Origin of the sequence: Pantoea eucalypti (assembly GCF_009646115.1) — a bacterium.
Lineage (GTDB): Bacteria > Pseudomonadota > Gammaproteobacteria > Enterobacterales > Enterobacteriaceae > Pantoea > Pantoea eucalypti.
Genome location: NZ_CP045720.1, coordinates 2,639,702 through 2,658,231 on the forward strand (window position 1 = coordinate 2,639,702; position 18,530 = coordinate 2,658,231).

Here is an 18,530-nt window from a genome sequence, read left to right on the forward strand (position 1 = left end):
TCGGAAAATAAACTGGCCCGTGTCAGTACCGCACGGACCGGATATCAGACGCCGCGCCAGCGTCTGAAGATCAGAGATGTGTTAATGCCACCAAAGGCAAAATTGTTGCTCTGGATATAGTCGGTTTCAATCTCTCGCGGCTCACCCATGATGTAATCCAGCTGACCGCCATCAGCGGCCGGTTGCGTCAGGTTAAGCGTGGGCGCAAACCACCCTTCCCGCATCATCTCAATGCTCATCCAGGCTTCCAGCGCCCCGCAGGCACCCAGCGTATGGCCAAAATAGGATTTCAGAGAGGAGATCGGCGTTGACTCGCCAAACACCGCTGCCGTCGCCAGACTTTCTGCCATATCACCCCGCTCAGTGGCCGTGCCGTGCGCATTCACATAACCGACTTCTGATGCGGTAATACCGGCGCTCTGCAATGCCCGCTCAATGCAGATCTGCATGGTTTCCCGCTGCGGCTGCGTGATATGGGCGGCATCGCAGTTTGTATGGAAACCGGTGAGCTCCGCGTAAATCGTGGCGCCGCGCGCCAGGGCATGGTCCAGCGACTCCAGGATCAACGTGCCGGCACCTTCGCCAATCACCAGGCCATCGCGCTGCTGATCAAAGGGTGCAGGCGTGGTGTGCGGTGCGTCATTACGCTGGCTGGTGGCAAACAGGGTGTCAAACACTGCCGCTTCCGACGGACAAAGCTCCTCCGCACCACCCGCCACCATCACCGTCTGATATCCATGACGAATCGCTTCCCAGGCATAGCCAATAGCCTGGCTGCCTGACGTACAGGCGCTGGAGGTCGGGATCACCCGGCCGCGCAGGCCGAAAAAGAGCCCGGCATTCACGGCGGTGGTATGCGGCATCATCTGCACGTACGTCGTGCCGGTAATATTGTTGGTGTGCTTTTCGGTCAGCATGGTGGCGAACTCGCTGACCGGCCCGGTGCTGCCGGTTGAGGAGCCGTAGGCGATGCCCGTCTCTCCGCAGGTCAGCACCGGATGGTCAATCAGCCCTGCCTGGGTCAGCGCCAGTTCGGTGGCACGCGTTGCCAGCAGCGAAACGCGGCCCATGGCGCGGATACGCTTGCGGGTATAATGCGCAGGCAGTTCAAAGTTATCCACGGGCGCGCCGAGCAGGGTATGCAGTCCGTCATAGATCTGCCACTCCGGCATAAAGCGTACCGCGTTGCGCCCGGCACGAATACGCGCCGAAACCTCAGCCCAGGATTCACCAAAGGCCGTTACGCCGCCCATACCGGTTACGACTACCCGCTGGATCACAGCATGCCTCCATTAATTGAAATCACCTGACGCGTTACGTAACCGGCGATATCGGACATCAGATAGCTCGCCAGTCCGGCGACTTCGTCGGCCGTGCCCATGCGCTTCATCGGCACGATCTTCATCGCTTCTTCAATCACCTGAGGTTCGAGCCCCTCCATGCCGGTATCAATCAGACCGGGCGCGATGCAGTTAACGGTGATTTTGCGTTTAGCCAGTTCAATCGCCAGCGCCTTGGTGGCCCCGATAATGCCCGCTTTCGCCGCGCTGTAGTTGACCTGACCGCGATTGCCCATCATCCCGGAGACCGAAGAGAGGGTAATAATGCGACCACCGCGGCGCAGGCCGATCATCGGCATCACGCAGGGCTGGATAACGTTGTAAAAACTGTCGAGATTGGTGTGGATCACGTTGTCCCACTCCTCATCCGTCAGGGCGGGAAACGCTGCATCACGGGTGATACCAGCATTGCTCACCACGCCATAGTAGGCCCCGTGTTGCGCTATATCCGCTTCCAGCGCGGCACGGGTGGCTGCCCGGTCAGCCACATCAAATCCCAGCACACGACCACTGCCGCCTGCAGATTCGATCTGCTGCAGGCACTGCTCAGCCCCCGCGCGGTCGCGGTTAAAATGAACGATAACCTGATAGCCATCCTGGGCGAGACGCAGCGCAATCGCGCGGCCAATGCCTTTACTGGCGCCCGTGACTAATACCGACCTTGTCATGGCTGATTTCCTTGTGACATTAATTGCTTTAACTCTGTTTCATTGGGTTGCCAGGTGTTGAGACGACCGCTGGCAAGCCGTTGCGGGCCGTAACAAATATCGCCCTCAAAGCTGCCCATACGGTCATCGCGCATCAGCAACGTCATTCTGATATCCAGCGTGACGTTCGCGGGAAAGTACGGTTGATCTGCCCGCCAGCCGCGTCCACCCAGCAGCATGCCGGGCGGGACAAGGGTTGCGCCACCCTGCTTTGCATGCCAGCCCGACCAGACGCCTACGGTTTGAGCCATCATCTCGACGCCAAACCAGGCAGGCAGTTCGCCCTGTGGGGTCAGAAACGGCGCCAGTACGCCATCGGCACAGGTCGATACCTGACAGTGAACGTGCTCTTCATCAACGGCAATCAGCTGATCAAGCAGTAGCATCGGTGCAGCATGCGGCAGCCAGAGTGCCGCGGGAGAATTAATGTCCATCAAGGCGTCCCAGAATCAGGCAGGTGTTGTTGCCACCAAAGGCGAATGAATTAGAGGCGATGACCGGCCGTTGCAGCGCCTGTGGCTGTAACAGCAATCCGCAATCCGGCAGCGTCTCATCCTGCGCCGCCGCGCTAAAATCCTGCGCAGGCAGCGGCAGATTGTTCTGCAGGATCAACGCGCTGAGCGCAGCTTCGCACACGCCCGCCGCGCCGAGCGTATGGCCGGTCAGATGTTTGGTTGAGCTGCATGGCACCGCATTGCCAAACAGACGATGAATCACGGCGGCTTCCATCTGATCGTTCAGCGGCGTGGCTGTGCCATGCAGATTGATATAACCCACCTGCTGCGGCAACAGATTCGCCTGTTGCAGCGCCATTCGCATCGCCCGTTCAGCGCCTTCGCCCTGCGGATGAGGCGCAGACATGTGCCAGGCGTCGGAGGATTCACCCGCACCCAACAGCGCCAGCGGCTGCGGTTCCCGCGTCAGCAGCATCAGCGCGGCTCCTTCGCCAATCGAGATGCCGTCACGCTCGCGGCTGAACGGCGCGCAGCGACGCTCAGAGAGCGATTCCAGACTGTCGAAACCGTTGATCGGCATCCGACTCAGCGAGTCTGCACCGCCCACCAGCGCGACATCCGCCAGCCCTGCCGCGATCAGCCGCTCACCACTGATAATGGCGCGGGCGCTGGAAGAGCAGGCGGTAGAAATGGTATAGGCCGGGCCATCGAGCTGCAGGTAGTGCGCCAGAAAACGTGACGGATCGCCAAGCTCCTGCATCTGGTAGTGATAATCGGGCTGGCCGCCGCAAATCTGCTGATCCCCCTCATCCACCCCCGAGGTGCTGGTCCCCAGTACAATTGCCACTCTGCTGGCGCCATAGCGTGCAATCGCCGCGTCAAGCGTCGGACGGATTTGTATCAGCGCGGCCAGCAGCAGCTGGTTGTTTCGGGTGTTATGCGCGCTAAGGACAGCAGGAATCGCTGGCAGCTCACCTTCAACTCTGCCAAGCCAACAGGCGCGATCACCGCTCAGCCAGCCATGACGCAACTGCATACCGGGTGCCTCACCTTTTTTCAGGCTGGCCGCGATCTGCTGGCTGTCATTTCCCAGGGCATTCAGCATGCCGATAGCAGAGATATAAATCATGAGGCGTCCAGATGTTGAATGCGGATCTGATAGCCAAAGGCATGCTGCCGAATGCTGACTGGCTGGCGCTGATTACCCCGTTGCAGATAATTAATCTCCGTTACCAGCTGGTTATCGGCATCGATCAGCCGTCGCTTTAATCCCTTATCCTGCAGCTTCCAGCCTGGCGGCAGCTGTTTTTGCCAGGCATCCAGCGGCCAGTAGCTGAGCATGATGTCTGCCAGAACCTGACTCGCGGGCGGCATCTGTGGCAGCGGCATCAACTGCTGGGTATGAATACCGCTGGCATCATAGCGCAGACTGAAGAGTCGAATACCCACTGAAGAGAGCCCCGCCAGATCAATTTGCTGTTCATCAGCACTGAGCAGCACCAGCAGTGACTGACTCTGACCTTTAACCTGGCCGGTCAGCAACTGCTGCTGTTGAAAGGCGGGACGGATGCCTGGCGGCGGCAGCGTCACCTTCACGCCCGGTTTCAGCCAGGCGGTGGGACGGCTGCTGTCGGGTGCCGGTCCGGCACAGGCGCTGAGCAGCAGAGCCGTCAGCAGAATACAGGCGGCGCGGATCATCGTTTACTCCTTGATCGGGTGGGTCGCATCGCCAGCGGTGACAGCAGGAAAGCGCTGAAGATGCCGCTGCATAATACGGTGCCAAAACTGGCAATCGCGCTGGTGCTGCTGAATACCAGCATGCCCAGCGTCAGTAAGGTGGTGATCATCGCCAGCGATACCGCCAGCAACGAAGTCATTGGTGTACCCTGTGGATTGCAGAAAAAGAGCGTGTAGTTAATGCCGATCCCCAGCACCAGAATCAGCGCCAGCAGCGCAAACAGGTTCAGCGATGCGCCGATCCAGCCCAGCGTTGCCAGCGCCATCGCCAGCGACAGCACCGACGGCAGCGCGCTGCGTAAGCCCGCCTTTAATCCCAGGCGCAGTACAAAACTCAGGGTGATCAGCAGCAGCGCCAGTGCCAGTAATCCGCCGAGCAGGGTACGCCAGAAACTGAACAGCGCATCGTAACTCGCCTTGCGATCGATCCAGCTGACGCCAGGATGCTGCTTAGCCAGCTCTGCGAGTGCGGCGCTATTTTTTACGCCGCTGGTGGGGATCAGAACACCGCTCTGCCCGTCCGGCAGCGTCAGCCACAGCAGACGCCAGCCCTCACTCAGCGGACCCGACAGCCAGGCATCGGGTGTTACCGGCATTGGCGTCAGATCCGGCGCGGCAAGGGCAATTCCCGCCTGCTGCAGGCGGGCCGTAATCGTCGGAACGGCCTGTTTCAGCAGCTGCAGATCCTGCTGTTGCTGCGCCAGCGACTTCAGCGGCAGCAGACGATAATGTTGCAGCCAGCCCTGCTGCTGTGCCTGATGGAGATCCGGTGCCAGTTTTTCCAGCCGCTGCAGCGTCTGCTGAGCATCATCGCCCCAGACCACAAACCAGGTCTGATCGGCACGCTGGCCGGTCAGAGTAGCGAGCTGGCGATCCTGTTCAAGCAGCTGTGCGGGGGCACTTTGCAGATGCGCGATGTCATCATCTACCTTTAACTGAGCGATTCCGGTCAGGGCGAAGATGGCCATCAATACAGGTAATCCGACACGCAACCCGCGCTGGCGACGCCAGGCGGCAAGCCAGCGCGCCAGCGGCACCATCAGCGGCACCGGGCGCACCGGTAATCCACGTACCAGCCACGGCGTGATCAGAATTACCGTCAGACAGGATGCGGTTAATCCGCTGGCGGCAAACACCGCCAGCTGACGCAGTCCGGGAAAGGGCGCGAGCAGCATCAGCAGCCAGGCAATCGCGGTGGTCGCAAGCGCCAGTAGCAGCGTACCGCGGACTTTGCGCAGGCTCTGCCACGGTGACTGCTGTTCGCCGTGAACCATACGCTCAGTGAGATAATAGAGCGTGTAATCCGCCGAGATGCCGACAATACTCAGACTCATCACCAGCGTCATCAGATGCAGCTCACCGAAGCAAAGCAGCGTCACCACTGTGCCTGCCATCGCGCCTACCGCCACAGACGTCACCGTCAGCAGCAATGGACGCAGTGATCGGAAGACCAGCAGCACCAGCAGGACGACGCCACCCAGCGTTACACTCCCCAGGGTTTTAACATCGTGCTGCGCACGCTGGCTGGCGTTGTCGCTGAACAGGACAGTACCCCGCGTCAGCAGTTTCGCCTGCGGCCAGCGGCTTTTAAGCTGCTGCTCCAGCGCGCTAAGCCGGGTCACCAGCGCATGGCTCTGCTGCATACTGAAAGCATTGTTCGCCAGTTCGCCATGCAGAAAATACCACTGCTTACCCTGCTCGTCTTTTACGGTCAGCCAGCCATCATGCAGCGTCATACGTCCGGCATTCTGAGCCAGCGCCAGCTGTGAACCGCGCACCAGCATCAAAGGATCGCCCTGCAACTCTCTGCTGCTGACGCCCGAGAAAGCTGAAAAAAGCTGCGCCAGCAGCCAGTCTGCCTGCGCCTCACCCCCGTTCTGCAAGCGGCTGCGTGTCGACTCATCAAGCAGACCATTGCGGTGTTGCCAGGCGAAACGGCCCCACTGCTGCTGCTGCTGTGCATCAAGATCGCCCTGCACAAGCTTCAGGTCAGGCAGCGCACGCAACTGCGCCAGCCACCAGGCAGCGACCTGCGGATCGTCCTGCTCACCGGGTGAAACCAGCCACACCATCTGGCGATCCAGCCGCTGCATAAAAGCCTGCTGTAGCGCAGGCGGTGCTGCGCCCAGATTCTGTTGCGGCAGCAAAGCCAGCACGCTGCTGTTGAGCTGGCTGCGCGGCAACAGAAAAGCGAGCGCCGCCGCCAGCAGCAGACAGATGGCCAGCCACAGGATCGCCAGCAGCCGATCGTTACGGCCCGGCAAAACGTGCATGCTCCTCGTCGCTTAACTGCGGCGGTTCAATGCGGGTGTTACTGAGCTGAATCTCGGTTTTATCGCCCTGCTTATCATCCAGGTTGATGCTGTCCAGGAAGGTATTACCCGCCAGCGAGATACGGTTGAAGATTTTGTTGAGCGGCGCAGCTTTGGGCGTCAGGTCCAGCGTCCAGGCGCCGTTGCCACGATCGCTGAAGGCCACGCTGAAATTTTCGTTAAGGACCTTCTGGTCAGCCTGGAACAGCGCCCGCAGCAAATGATTGAACTGGAACATCTGCGGATTGCTGTCAGCGGTGATCACCTGGGGCTTCTGGCCGTTAAGGCTTTGCACCATGCGCTTATCATCCAGCAGCAGTGTCATCACAAACGGCGTCTGCTGATGCCACCATAACCCCTGCTCACGGGCGATCAGCATTTGACCGTGCGACACCAGCGGCTGACGCATACCTGAAATGGTGCGCGTCTGGGTAAAGTCGGCCCGGATCACTGGCTGGCTGGCAAAACGCTGCTGCAGCTGATCCAGTGTGACTGCGCTGGCCGCACTGGCCCACAATAGCAGGCCGGTAAGCACTATTTTCAGCATCCTTTTACTCCTAAACGTTCCAGTAAAATATCGGGCGAAACAAAGCACAGCGCCTGACTCTCCTGCTCAACCGCAACCTGCAGCGTATGCGCTTTAGTGGTGATCTGATCGGCCGCGTTTCGCACCTCATAGTCGATGCGCAGGCGGTTCTCATATTCTGTAATTCGGGCACTGACGCGAATCGTCTCTTCACAGCGCAGGGGATGGCGATATTTAACCCGGGTATCGACCACCGGCCAGACGTAGCCACTGGCAGCCATCTCGGCATAACTGTAATTGATGCTGCGCAGCAGGGCTTCGCGTGCCACTTCGAAGAAGCGGAAATAGTTACCGTGCCAGACCACACCCATGGGATCACAGTCGTGGAACGAAACGGTCAGCACGACTTCAGCATGATGTTCAGTCATGGTCAGACTCCTTGTGGTGCGCCTGGTGATCAGGCAACGTCCAGAAATCGAAAAAGTTGAACCAGTCCAGCGGGGCCAGCAGCGCATAATGCGCCAGCCGTTGCGCATAGCGATCGACCGCCTGTTGCAGCGCCTGCTGACGTTGTGCACGGGGCAGCAGCAGCGGATCGGCAAACGGCTCACAGTGGATAAGCAGTTTACCCTGTTGCCGCAGGGCAAACATGAGCAGCACCGGACAGCGTAACGCAGCTGCCAGCACAAACGGCCCCTGTGGAAACGGTGCTGCCCGACCCAGAAAATCGCTCCAGATGACCCGACGCTCGCCGCCGCGTTGCGGATTGACCGCCGTACGATCCCCGACAATCGCCACCCATTCGCCCGCATCCAGCTTCTGTTGCAGCAGGATTGCTGTCTCCGGCCCGATATCACTGACCGGCATCAGATTGACCCCCGCCTGCGGGGCGATAGTTTCCAGTACCGCCCGAAAGCGCCGGGCATTGTCGGTAAACACCAGTGCATTAATCACCAGTCCGCTGACCTGCTGCGCCATCGCGCGACAGGCTTCAATGTCGCCAAGATGGGAGGCCAGGATCAGCTTGCCCTGGGGTGTGGGTGCGCGGATTATCGCTTCTGCGCCCGGCGCGAAATCGATATCCCGTCCCCAATGCAAATCCCCGCGCCAGCTGGCGACTTTATCCAGCATCGCCCCGGCGAAGCGCAGAAAATGGCGGTAGCTGTTAAGCCGCGGCGGTAATGCAACCTGCCGCTGCTGTGCGGCGACGGTGACCTGCGCCAGCCATTGCCGTGAAGCGCTTCGCGCGCGCTGACCGCTCAGCCAGTAGACCGCGACGACCGGCCAGAGCAGCAGCATAAAGGGCAGCCGCCCGCCATAGCGATACACCGCCAGCATAAAACGTAATCCCCACTGTCCGCGCCGCTCCGTTTCCACAGACCAGTGTGCTGGCGCGTTACGCATCGCCAGCAGACGCGGGATCCGCGGCAGCATGCCGAAGAACAGACGGGTATGCATCCAGGAGATGCGCAGATTGTCGTAGAGCGCATCGAAGTGCGACAGCCCGCTGGCGGGATAGGTGACGCGGGTCGGGATAAAGCGACTGCGTATGCCCTGCCAGTAAAGCCGCACCATGATCTCAGTATCGAAATCCATGCGCTGACCGATGGCACGGCGATCGCACAGCGCCAGCGTGGGGGCCAGCGGATAGACACGAAAACCGCACATGCTGTCGCGGATCGACAGCGACAGCGTTTCAATCCAGACCCAGAAGTGCGTGATATAGCGACCGTAAAGACGTGATTTAGGGATCGAATCGTCATAAATCGGCTGTCCGGAGATCAGCGCGTCGGGATAGCGCTCAGCTTTCGCCAGCATCAGCGGCAGATCTTCCGCCTGATGCTGACCGTCCGCATCAAGCTGCACGGCATGGGTGAATCCGCGTGCCGCCGCAGCGCGCAGACCATGAATCACCGCCGCACCTTTACCCTGATTGCTGTCGAGTCGCAGCACAGTGAGCTCTGGGGCGTACAGCGTCGCCAGCTGAAGCTGAGTCGCCGTGTCGCTGCCATCATCCACGACGATAACCGGCAGATTGAACGGTGCCAGCCGGGCCAGTACCGATGCCATCATCGCACCATGGTTGTAACACGGGATCACTACGCAAGGCGTAAACGGCAGGGTTAGCACAGCGCGATCTTCCCGATGCTGGCGCTCTGCTCGCCGTCGTGACTGAGCAGGCTGTAACGGAAACTCAGGCGCGACTTTTCAGCATCCCAGTCAAGACGCAGTTGCAGAAGTGAGTCAGGTAGCACCGGCTGCTGAAATTTGATGTTTTCAATGGCGGCAAACTGCTTACCCGGCGCGAGCAGTGACACGCTGTAGTGCATCACCCAGTCCAGTTGAGCCACGCCAGGCAGAATAGGCAGCGTCTGAAAGTGGCCCTGGAACCAGAACAGTCCGGCTTCAACCTGCAGAATCAGCGTGGCGCTGTCAGCCTGCAACTCCCGGCTTCGTTCAATCGGCAACATGAAAAAGTTCCTCTATTTGCGGCCAGGCGCGTTTACTTTGGGGGGTAACCGGAATGGTGGCAACAATCCGCCAGTAGCGCGGCATCGCCAGCGGTTCCAGCCAGCACTGCAGCTGGCGTTTCCATTGCTGTCTGTGCTGGTGCAGAGCCGCTTCATCCAGCGTGCTGGTGAGCGACAGCACGACGCCAATTGCCTGACGATCATGACGCGTGACCACCAGCGCCACGGCATCGTCAATTTCCGGCAGATCGGTCAGTCGGCGCTCTATCTCACTTAATGAGATGCGCTTGTCTCCAATTTTCACGATGCGATCGTGACGTCCTGCCAGCTGAAATCCGCCATCGGGCTGCATATTCAGGCGGTCGTCCAGCGCAAGGCCGTTATCACCCGCAATCAGCGGCGACCAGACCTGCCAGCGTTCGGGCGTCACCTGCTCAAGCCTGACGCCAGAAAAACTTCGCCACGGGGCATCGGCCCGATCGCACTGACGCCAGGCCAGAATGCCGGTTTCGGTGCTACCGTAGATTTCACTGACCGGGCAGCCAAAGCGCTGCCAGACCTGTTCTGCATCCGGCCCGCGCAGGGTGCCACCGGCAGAGACAATCAGTTCACAGCCGGGCGCGTCAAGCGTACTGTCCAGCCGCGATAAAAAAGCCGGGCTGCTGATAAAAGCATAGCGACAGTCGCGCGGGAGCTGGGCCAGTTGCTCGCCGTAGAACAGCGGCTGAGCGGAAAACGGCAGCCTGAGCGTCATTGGCAGGAAAAGTCGGAACGATAAACCGTAAAGATGCTGATGGCTGACGGAGGCAATCACCCGGCAGCCTTGCAGCTGTTCGCCCCATAGAGCGCTGAGCCAGCGGCTCTCCTGCTCCATCACCGTCAGTGACTTCATTACCTGACGCGGTGTGCCGGTGGACCCCGAGGTAAAGAGTATCAGCGCTGAGCTCGCAGGCAGTGGTGGCAGCTGGCCCTGGGCTTCTGCCTCATCCCACGTCAGCAGCGGCAGGCTGACCGCCAGCGGCATGTCGCACAGCACCCCATCAAGCTGCTCCTGCATCTCATTCAGTAGCGCGGCGCGGCTATGACCCGGCATCACCGGCGTTTTACTGGCATACCAGCAGGCCAGCAGCGCCACACAGAAACGATAACTGTCGTCAAAACAGAGCCCCCAGTGCGTGCCCGGCTGTGCCGCTAAGCGCAGGCTAAGTGCCTGCACCTGACGACGCATCGCGCCGAGCATCAAGGGTTGATCGCCTCGCCAGGCGACTTCACGATCGGCGCCTGTCAGCCACTCGGCCACGCTCATGCTTTTCGCCTCACACGCTGACGAACCAGCCACTCAGCGCCCATCAGCACGCCGATCAACAGGTAGCTGATGCCACCGTTCCACAGCGTCCAGAGCCGCAGATCGCCCTGCAGACAGGTATAGAACGCCATGCTGCCATTGCCGATAAAAAACAGGCACCAGATCTGCGTTACGCGACGGGTGTAAGGCACTGCGGCGGCAGGAAGTTCTGGCTCACGCAGCCGGGCAATACGCTCCACCAGCGGCATCGCGCTCCAGAGTGAAGCACCGAACACCAGCAGCATCGCCAGATTGACCGCCACCGGATACCACAGCAACAGATGCTGAGCGCGTAACAGCTGGCTGCTGATACAGAGCAGCGCGCCGAGCAGCGCCAGCCAGCCCATGACCGCGCCCAGCGCGTTCTGCTGACGACGCAGTTGCAGCCAGCGCAGGCCAAACAGCAGCGCCAGCAGCCAGAAGAGTCCCTGCCAGCGCGGCTGGGTCAGTGCCAGCCAGACCAGCAAGGGCCAGGCCAGCAGCGTAAGCAGATTGAGCAGGCGAAGCGTAGCAGCAGGCACGACGGATCAGGCGTCTTCGCGCATCAGTTGTTCCACCGCATCCACGACATCCTGCACAGTTCGGACCGCGCGGAAGGTTTCCGGTTTGATTTTACGGCCGGTGCGTTTTTGCAGGTGCACGACCATATCGACAGCATCAATGCTGTCGAGCTCGAGATCTTCATACAGACGCGCCTCGGGGTGGATATCCTCGGGCGCAATTTCAAACAGGCTGGTGAGCAGCGAAGTCACTTCCTGATAAATCTCTTCTTTGTTCATCATAAGATTGTCTCCGCTTTCAGCCGCGCTGTTGGTTGACGAACGCGGCCAGCGTCGCGACAGAGAAGAAGTGGGCACGCAGGGTTTCACTTTCCGCAGAGAGCGTCACGCGGTAGCGATTTTTCACTGCCAGGCCAAGTTCCAGTGCATCAATTGAGTCCAGCCCCAGCCCGTCGCCAAACAGGGCAGCGTCAGTCTCAATATCATCAGGGCTGAGATCTTCAAGGTTCAGCGTGTCGATAATCATCTGTTTGATATCGTTAATTAATGAATCCATACCGGTTTTCGTCTTACCTGTTCTGGGGGACCAGCGCCTGCTCTAAGTGGCGGGTCAGGCGACGCGCGGCCAGTGGCTGCGCATCGGGATTGCTTTCACAAAACGACTGACTGTCGATTCGTGACTTTACTCGCACGGTAAACAGCGGTTTAACCGGCGGAATCTGATACCAGCGGCTCTGTTTATCAAGCATACGCTGGCTGCAGGTGATGTGAACCACGCGCAGATCGCATCCGGCGCGCACCGCAATATTGGCGGCTCCGCGCTGCAGAGTCAGCGGCTGACCGTAACGGGTACGGGTGCCTTCCGGAAAAATCAGGATATTGTCGCCGCGCGCCAGTCTCTGCTGACTGTCCGGCAGCAGCGTCTCCGCTTCACTGTTGATCAGATAATCGGCGGCGCGAATCACCCCACGTATAAAGGGATTTTTTTGCAGATCGGCCTTTACCAGACAATCCATCTCTGGCAGTACCGACGCGATCATCACGTAGTCGATCAGTGACGGATGATTAGCGACAATCAGGCATCCGCGATCCTGTTGCAACAGCTCTGCGCCTTCAATGCGGTAGTCGTAAACGCCGGTCATCCGGCAGAAACGCAGAAAGCAGCGGAAGCTAAAGGCGATAGCGCGTCGGGCCAGCAGCCGGCGGCGCAGAGAATCGCGCTGGATCAGGAGTAGCAGGTTGAAGCCAATCAGTGACAGCAGCAGTCCGCCCAGCCCAAACAGCGTAAAATTGACGGCCGTCATCACCAGTCGCCAGCAGTAGTTAAGGCGGCTGCCTGAGTGCTGAGCGGGTTGTGAGCAATCAGCCATGACTTCTCTCCCAGTGCCATGTCAGGCGTTCGCCTGCCAGGCTGAAGGTGGGCGAAGCCGCCAGCCATTGCTGCAGAAAACGCAGGCTCTGCGGTAACAGCGTTTCTGCCCTCTTCTCTTCGCCTTTACAGCCAGTGCAATACAGTTGTTCGCCCGCACGCAGCAGCAGTGCCACCGCATAAGGAAAATTCACGCGCTGATCCGCCAGCCACGGCAGATAATAGTCCGGCACGATGCCGTCGAAGTCGACCAGCAGCACCTGCTGATAACCCGCCTGATGCAGAGCGCTGACTTCAATCAATCCCTGCTGAAAAGAGTCCATGCCTGCCGCAATGGAGGTCGAGACCAGCGGCGCTTTTGCCGCAATGGTCAGGCTGCCAACCGCCGAATTGTGAACTGACATGGCAAAGTCTGTAGGTGACATTGACTGTTGATCTGCAAGGGTATTAAGAATACGCAGATTACGCTCCAGTTCACCGTGACGGCTGGTAAACACGATAGCGTCTGCCTTCTGCCGTGCCAGAAGCGCCAGCCCACACTCTACCGCCGCACGGCTGCCGCCGCTCAGACGACGCGACGTCATCATCGGTAAGTATTGCGGCTTTGCCATCGCCGCTAAGGGGTCGATGGCCCTGCTCTGTTGCGCCCAGTCCTGCCAGGCTTCTGGCGCGCTTAAACCCGGAGCCAGTGCCTGCCAGTCGACCAGTGAGTAAGCGAGTTTCATCTCAACACTCTTTTCATCATACGTGTGGAGTCGGCGTTCATTGGATCGTCACTCCTGCCTTCTGCAAAAAAAGTGCGTACCGGAAAACCTGCCGAACCCTAATCAGGTTCTCACGGTAGAGGTTTACTCAAGGATTCATCAATAGCAGCTCATCTGATTTGTCGGCCGGCTGCCGCAGAACTTTATGCTTAGCGAGCCTGTCGACCCATTATTGCAACAGCACGCCGATCACCGGGCGGCCAGGGCCGACAGCCGCAACTGAATATCCTGATCGAGATTGGCCATCCAGTCGTTGTCGTTATTGAGGATCACACCCTGTCCCGCTCTCAGGTTTTCACTGCCGACAGACTCAATGCGGTAATTCTGTCTGGTGTAAGTAATGCGGATGGTCGGCACAACATCACGCTGGGCCAGACGACCATTGATTACACCAGGCGAAACGGGTGTCATCAGCTGTTTCCGGCCAATACCCGCCTCAATGATCGCCAGTTTCATCTGATTATCACTGTCATGCTGAGTGAGGGCCTGATTCACGTTATGAATCGGCGGCGTGCATGCGCAGCCGGTTAATCATGCAGCGACCACAGCCAGCGAAAAAATTGTTTTTTTGATCATAACGAGTCCCTTCTTTGATCTTTTTTATCAGTGAGTTAAACGTAAAAATCATCCAACACCAGCTTAACATTACGTGCATTTTTCCGGCTGGCTGGTTCAAAACCCGCGCATGATACCATCGAATGTAAAGACAGGTAAGCAGAAGTATGTATAGGTTTTGGGTGGTTATTTGAGGGATTAACGCGAGGTAAAATGCGCAGTCGCGGCGTCTGCGCAGAGGCCGATCCCGGCCGCAGAAACTCTTACTGCGGCTGGATCGGCCCGGGCAGTCATTGTGTGGAGGCGGGAGCCCAGCCACCGCCCAGTGCGCGATAGAGATCGATCTGCGCCAGCAACAGATTATTTTTAACGGCCACCCGATTCAGCTGAGTTGAAAACAGGGTTCGCTGCGCATCCAGTTCATCCAGATAGGAAGCGTAGCCATTTTGATAGCGGTTGCGGGCAATGCGCAGCGCCTCGGTTACGTAAGTTTCCTGCTTTTGCAGTTCCTGAAGCTGTGCCTCACGCTGTCGGATAGCGTCCAGGGTATCGTTGACTTCCGAGAAGGCGTTGCGCACCACTTTTTCATAGCCGTACAGCGCCTGATTGCGCGTTGCCATTGAGACATCAACCTGTGCCGTCAGCGCTTCACGGTTCAGCAACGGTGCCAGAATGCTGCCGCCCACGCTCCAGAGCCGGAATGGATTGTCTGCGAGCTGGTGCAGCACCGAACTCTGCAGGGTGCCGGTGGCAGTGAGGTTCAGCCCTGGCAGCAGCTTAGCGCGCGATGAGGCAAGGCTGGCATCTGCGGCCAGTAACTGACGCTGCGCCTGCACAATATCCGGGCGGCGATTAAGCAGTTCGGACGGCAGCAGCGACGGCATCTGCTGCGGTAGAATCTGGTCAAACTGCTGACGACGGGCAATGCTACGCGGGTTCATGCCCACCAGGACGCTCAGCGCATTCTCCTGCTGCGCGATCTGATGCTGCAGCTGCGGTATCTGTGCTTTCGCCGACTGATATTCAGAAGCGGCCTGCATCCACTCCAGCCTTGAGGTGTAGCCGCTCTCAAACTGACGCTGGGCCAGCTTCAGTGAATTGTTGCGGGTCGCCAGCGTCGCATCGGTGACCCGCAGCTGTTCATCCAGCGCGCACAGGTTGAGATAACCCGATGCCACTGAGCTGGCAATGGTCAGCTCTGCAGCAGACGCGGCGGCCTGCTGCGCCGCTAAGCTTGCCTGCGACGCCGAGACGCTATTGCTACGCGCCCCCCAGAGATCAACCTCGTAATTTGCCTGTAACAACCCCTGAAAAACATCGGTTTCATAGGGCTGGCCCGTCACTGACGAGAGCGTTCGCTCACGGGTCGCCGCTACGCCGGCGCTGAGGGTCGGAAATTCATCACCCTGCGTGGCGCGCAGCTGGGCGCGATACTGATCCACTCTGGAACGCGCGGTGAGAATATCAGGATTGTTGCGCAGCGCCTGTGTGACCAGCCGGTTGAGATACGCATCATGAAACGCGCGCCACCACTCCGCTTCCGGCGCAGCAGCAGGCCCGACACTGTTGCGCCAGGCGGCGGGGATCGGCAGAGAGGACGGTGCCTTTTCAACCTGCGTGGCGCAGCCGGTCAGCGCCAGCATCAGCGCACTTACCAGTAAGCCGCGACGCATCATTGTGCGCCCTCATCGGCGGCCTGGGCTGCGGTATCGATATCGACTTCAACCGACATGCCCGGGCGCAGCTGCTGCATATCCTGCTCGTTGATACGGATCCGAACCGGAATACGCTGCGCAATTTTAACGAAGTTACCCGTGGCATTGTCAGGTGAAATAGCGCTGAACTCTGAGCCGGCTGCCGGCGAGATAAATTCCACCTGCCCGTTAAAGCGTTTGCCATCCAGTGCATCGACCCGAATCGTCACCGGCAGGCCAGGCCGGATATGGGCCAGTTGAGTCTCTTTCAGGTTCGCGATGATCCATTTGTGATTGGGCACTACCGAGGTCAGGCGCGTACCGGCCGTGACATAGGCGCCGGTTCGCACTGACAGCTGACCGAGCTGGCCATCATCAGGCGCGGTAATCCGGGTATTCGCCAGATCGATCTCCGCCAGCTCCAGCGCGGCGCGGGCGCTCTCGACATCCCCCTCCAGCGCGTCGCGATTAACGATAACGGTTTGCAGGTTCTGCTGCGCGACGGCGATCTGCGCGGCAGCCTGGCGGACCTGGGCCTGGGCCTGAGCGTTTGCTGCGCGGGCGGCGTCGCGCTCACGTACCGACAGCGATCCATCCGCCGCAAGATTCTCAACGCGTTTGAGATCAAAGCCGCTTTTCAGTGCCTGAGCTTTCGCGTTTTCCAGCGCCGCTTTATTGCTCTGGATGGTCGCTTCTGCGCTGCGCCGCTGCTGCAGATTGTTTTTCAGAGCCGCCTGCTTCATCGCCAGTTGCGCCTGCGCCTGATGCACCCGCTGACGATAGATTCGATCATCAATCGTCATCAGCAACTGCCCTTTCTTCACCGGCTGCAGATCGATGACCTTTACCGAGGTGAGATAGCCATTCACCTGCGGACTGATAAAGGTCACCTGACCGCGCACATAGGCATTCTCGGTGCTTTGTATTGCGCTGGTAAAAGGCCAAAGCTGCCAGGCATACAGGATAACCAGTACGCCAATCACTACAATACCGCTGCCAGCGGCTATCGAAAGAATACGTCGACGGTTTGCACGTTCGCGTTCTGCCGCCTGAAGCTCATCCTGCTGACTCATTGTTTCTCCGTTGATTCCTGTAACGCAGCCAGCTGTTGCTGCTCACGCAGATTAAATTGTGCCTGACGCCAGTCAAGATAACGACGCCGGGTTAAACGCCAGATGACCCACATCAGAGTCACCAGAGCCAGCGCAGCGGTTAACAGATAGGTATCGTTGTAGGCGAGCACATTAGCCTGTAGCGTGGCGACCGTCTGTAACTGGGTGGTGCTCTGCGCACCGCGCAGAACGTCGTCACCCACCAGTGAATTAAATAGCGCGTTGTACTGACTTAGCCGTTCGGTAACGTTAGGATCGAGCAGTGAGAGTTGATCGCCCAGCAGGCTGGAGTGATATTTTTCCCGCCAGACCTGAAAAGTGCCAAGGATCGCTGAGCCGATCAGTCCACCCAGGTTCTGACTCATGCCAAACAGCACCACAAAGCTCACCAGGTTTTTTGGCTGGGTCACCACGCTACCAATGCCCATCAGCATCGCCGGTGCCATGAAAAAGGCGCTGCTGAAGCCCAGCAAAAACTGGCTCAGATACATTTCGGGGCCACGGGTCAGCGGACTGGATTGCGCATCCATCAGCGAGGCGATAATCATCACCACCAGCGAGGCGACAATCGGCCAGTTGAGATGATTGGGTTTGATGGTGAGTGCGCTGGCGGCGATGCCCACGATAACCCCGGCCATGATCGCCAGTGCCAGACCGCGCATTTGATCGTTCTGCAAACCCATCTGCTGCAAAAAGCCGATCGCGCCGGTGTTCTGTTCCGCCAGTACGATACGGATCATGACCATGACAATGCCAAGCCGCACCATCATGCCGCTGCTCAGCCAGCGGGTGTTAATCAGGGGGTTACGCCGGTTATGCTCAATAACAATCGCCGCGACAATCAGCGTCAGGGCAATTGCAGTACAGATTCCCAACCACGGCGTGGTGAACCACCATTCAATGCGACCCAGCGTCAGCACGCCGCACAGCAGCGCCATGCCAGGCGCCAGCAGAACGAAGGTCAGGAAATCCATCTTTTCAAAGGTTTTAATGCGATCGCCTGGTGGCAGTTTCACCAGCAGCACCCCACCCAGCGCGATCAGTGCCAGACCGAGTTCAAACAGATAAAGGCCACGCCACTCGTTGAGCTGCAGTAATTCTGACGAAAATAAGCGGGCCAGCGGAATAGCCAGCTGAGAGACCGTCAGGCCAATCACCAGCGCTTTCAGGCGATGTTTTGCGGGCCAGGCCTGAACCTGATAGTAGATGCCCAGTGAGCTGAGCGCCGCCGCCACCATGCCATGGGCGGTGCGCACAATGATCGCCGAGCTCAGGTCGTTAGCGAATAAATGAAAGAATGCGACCAGTACATAAAGCACCAGAAAGGCTTCAGTAAAGACACGCAGGCCAAACTGCTGTCGGAATTTTACCAGCAGCAGATTTATAGAGATGTTGCCCATCACGTAGACCGCAGGTAACCACGCAATCTCATTCGACCAGGCTCCAAAGGTGCCCTGCAGATTAACCAGGTTCGCGGTGACCAGTGCGTTGCTTAACGCGCCGGTCAGCGAAATCAGTAAGCCGATCAGGCCAAATGCCAGACGCTTTGGCATGGGATGCAGCGGCGTCGAGGGCGAACCCGGCAACATCGGTTTTTCGTGCGGTAACCACTCGCGTGCTGCGTAGGGATTTCGCTTTGCCAC

20 protein-coding genes are annotated in these 18,530 nt (G+C 59.0%); all 20 read right to left on the reverse strand.

Translation table 11 applies throughout. From position 1 onward, the window contains the following. Positions 1–44: 44 nt before the first annotated feature. Complete coding sequence (locus EE896_RS12335) at positions 45–1,280, reverse strand: beta-ketoacyl-ACP synthase (RefSeq protein WP_181405305.1); 1,236 nt, start codon at positions 1,278–1,280, stop codon at positions 45–47. Then, positions 1,277–2,008 (reverse strand): 3-ketoacyl-ACP reductase FabG2, encoded by a 732-nt coding sequence (locus EE896_RS12340; RefSeq protein ID WP_140915873.1) that lies wholly within the window; start codon positions 2,006–2,008, stop codon positions 1,277–1,279. The genes EE896_RS12335 and EE896_RS12340 overlap by 4 nt, the downstream gene beginning before the upstream one ends. Further along, positions 2,005–2,481, reverse strand: coding sequence for a hotdog family protein (locus tag EE896_RS12345; protein ID WP_078804268.1), 477 nt, complete (start codon positions 2,479–2,481; stop codon positions 2,005–2,007). The genes EE896_RS12340 and EE896_RS12345 overlap by 4 nt, the downstream gene beginning before the upstream one ends. Next, on the reverse strand, positions 2,471–3,631 hold the full coding sequence (locus tag EE896_RS12350; protein ID WP_078804267.1) for a beta-ketoacyl-[acyl-carrier-protein] synthase family protein: 1,161 nt from the start codon (positions 3,629–3,631) through the stop codon (positions 2,471–2,473). Before EE896_RS12350 ends, EE896_RS12345 begins: the two co-directional genes overlap by 11 nt. Then, positions 3,628–4,200 carry a DUF3261 domain-containing protein gene (locus EE896_RS12355; protein WP_140915872.1) on the reverse strand — a complete coding sequence of 191 codons (573 nt, stop codon included), beginning with the start codon at positions 4,198–4,200 and terminating at the stop codon, positions 3,628–3,630. The genes EE896_RS12350 and EE896_RS12355 overlap by 4 nt, the downstream gene beginning before the upstream one ends. Beyond that, entirely contained in the window at positions 4,197–6,503 is a 2,307-nt protein-coding gene (locus EE896_RS12360; protein WP_181405306.1) for an MMPL family transporter, read from the reverse strand. Before EE896_RS12360 ends, EE896_RS12355 begins: the two co-directional genes overlap by 4 nt. Next, entirely contained in the window at positions 6,490–7,098 is a 609-nt protein-coding gene (locus EE896_RS12365) for a LolA family protein (protein ID WP_140915870.1), read from the reverse strand. The genes EE896_RS12360 and EE896_RS12365 overlap by 14 nt, the downstream gene beginning before the upstream one ends. Beyond that, on the reverse strand, positions 7,092–7,505 hold the full coding sequence (locus EE896_RS12370; RefSeq protein ID WP_003849946.1) for an acyl-CoA thioesterase: 414 nt from the start codon (positions 7,503–7,505) through the stop codon (positions 7,092–7,094). The genes EE896_RS12365 and EE896_RS12370 overlap by 7 nt, the downstream gene beginning before the upstream one ends. After that, positions 7,498–9,147, reverse strand: coding sequence for a glycosyltransferase family 2 protein (locus EE896_RS12375; RefSeq protein ID WP_420372166.1), 1,650 nt, complete (start codon positions 9,145–9,147; stop codon positions 7,498–7,500). The genes EE896_RS12370 and EE896_RS12375 overlap by 8 nt, the downstream gene beginning before the upstream one ends. 53 nt (positions 9,148–9,200) lie before the next feature. Further along, complete coding sequence (locus tag EE896_RS12380) at positions 9,201–9,548, reverse strand: ApeI family dehydratase (protein WP_140915868.1); 348 nt, start codon at positions 9,546–9,548, stop codon at positions 9,201–9,203. Then, on the reverse strand, positions 9,535–10,854 hold the full coding sequence (locus EE896_RS12385; protein WP_105099326.1) for an AMP-binding protein: 1,320 nt from the start codon (positions 10,852–10,854) through the stop codon (positions 9,535–9,537). Before EE896_RS12385 ends, EE896_RS12380 begins: the two co-directional genes overlap by 14 nt. Next, positions 10,851–11,414: a COG4648 family protein gene (locus EE896_RS12390; RefSeq protein WP_003849950.1), complete on the reverse strand. Its 564-nt coding sequence runs from the start codon at positions 11,412–11,414 to the stop codon at positions 10,851–10,853. Before EE896_RS12390 ends, EE896_RS12385 begins: the two co-directional genes overlap by 4 nt. Positions 11,415–11,420: 6 nt before the next feature. After that, a complete protein-coding gene (locus EE896_RS12395) occupies positions 11,421–11,675 on the reverse strand; it encodes an acyl carrier protein (RefSeq protein WP_003849951.1) in 255 nt (84 codons plus the stop codon). Positions 11,676–11,691: 16 nt separating this feature from the next. Further along, positions 11,692–11,949: a phosphopantetheine-binding protein gene (locus EE896_RS12400; RefSeq protein ID WP_140915867.1), complete on the reverse strand. Its 258-nt coding sequence runs from the start codon at positions 11,947–11,949 to the stop codon at positions 11,692–11,694. 13 nt (positions 11,950–11,962) lie between these two features. After that, on the reverse strand, positions 11,963–12,763 hold the full coding sequence (locus tag EE896_RS12405; protein WP_003849954.1) for a lysophospholipid acyltransferase family protein: 801 nt from the start codon (positions 12,761–12,763) through the stop codon (positions 11,963–11,965). Then, positions 12,756–13,487 carry a beta-ketoacyl synthase chain length factor gene (locus EE896_RS12410; protein ID WP_003849956.1) on the reverse strand — a complete coding sequence of 244 codons (732 nt, stop codon included), beginning with the start codon at positions 13,485–13,487 and terminating at the stop codon, positions 12,756–12,758. The genes EE896_RS12405 and EE896_RS12410 overlap by 8 nt, the downstream gene beginning before the upstream one ends. A 228-nt stretch (positions 13,488–13,715) precedes the next feature. Continuing rightward, complete coding sequence (locus EE896_RS12415) at positions 13,716–14,021, reverse strand: hypothetical protein (protein WP_225613728.1); 306 nt, start codon at positions 14,019–14,021, stop codon at positions 13,716–13,718. 350 nt (positions 14,022–14,371) lie between these two features. Continuing rightward, positions 14,372–15,754 carry an efflux transporter outer membrane subunit gene (locus EE896_RS12420; protein ID WP_140915898.1) on the reverse strand — a complete coding sequence of 461 codons (1,383 nt, stop codon included), beginning with the start codon at positions 15,752–15,754 and terminating at the stop codon, positions 14,372–14,374. Next, positions 15,754–16,848, reverse strand: a complete 1,095-nt coding sequence (locus EE896_RS12425; protein WP_003849960.1) for an HlyD family secretion protein — start codon at positions 16,846–16,848, stop codon at positions 15,754–15,756. Before EE896_RS12425 ends, EE896_RS12420 begins: the two co-directional genes overlap by 1 nt. After that, positions 16,845–18,530 (reverse strand): MFS transporter, encoded by a 1,686-nt coding sequence (locus EE896_RS12430; protein ID WP_008925900.1) that lies wholly within the window; start codon positions 18,528–18,530, stop codon positions 16,845–16,847. Before EE896_RS12430 ends, EE896_RS12425 begins: the two co-directional genes overlap by 4 nt.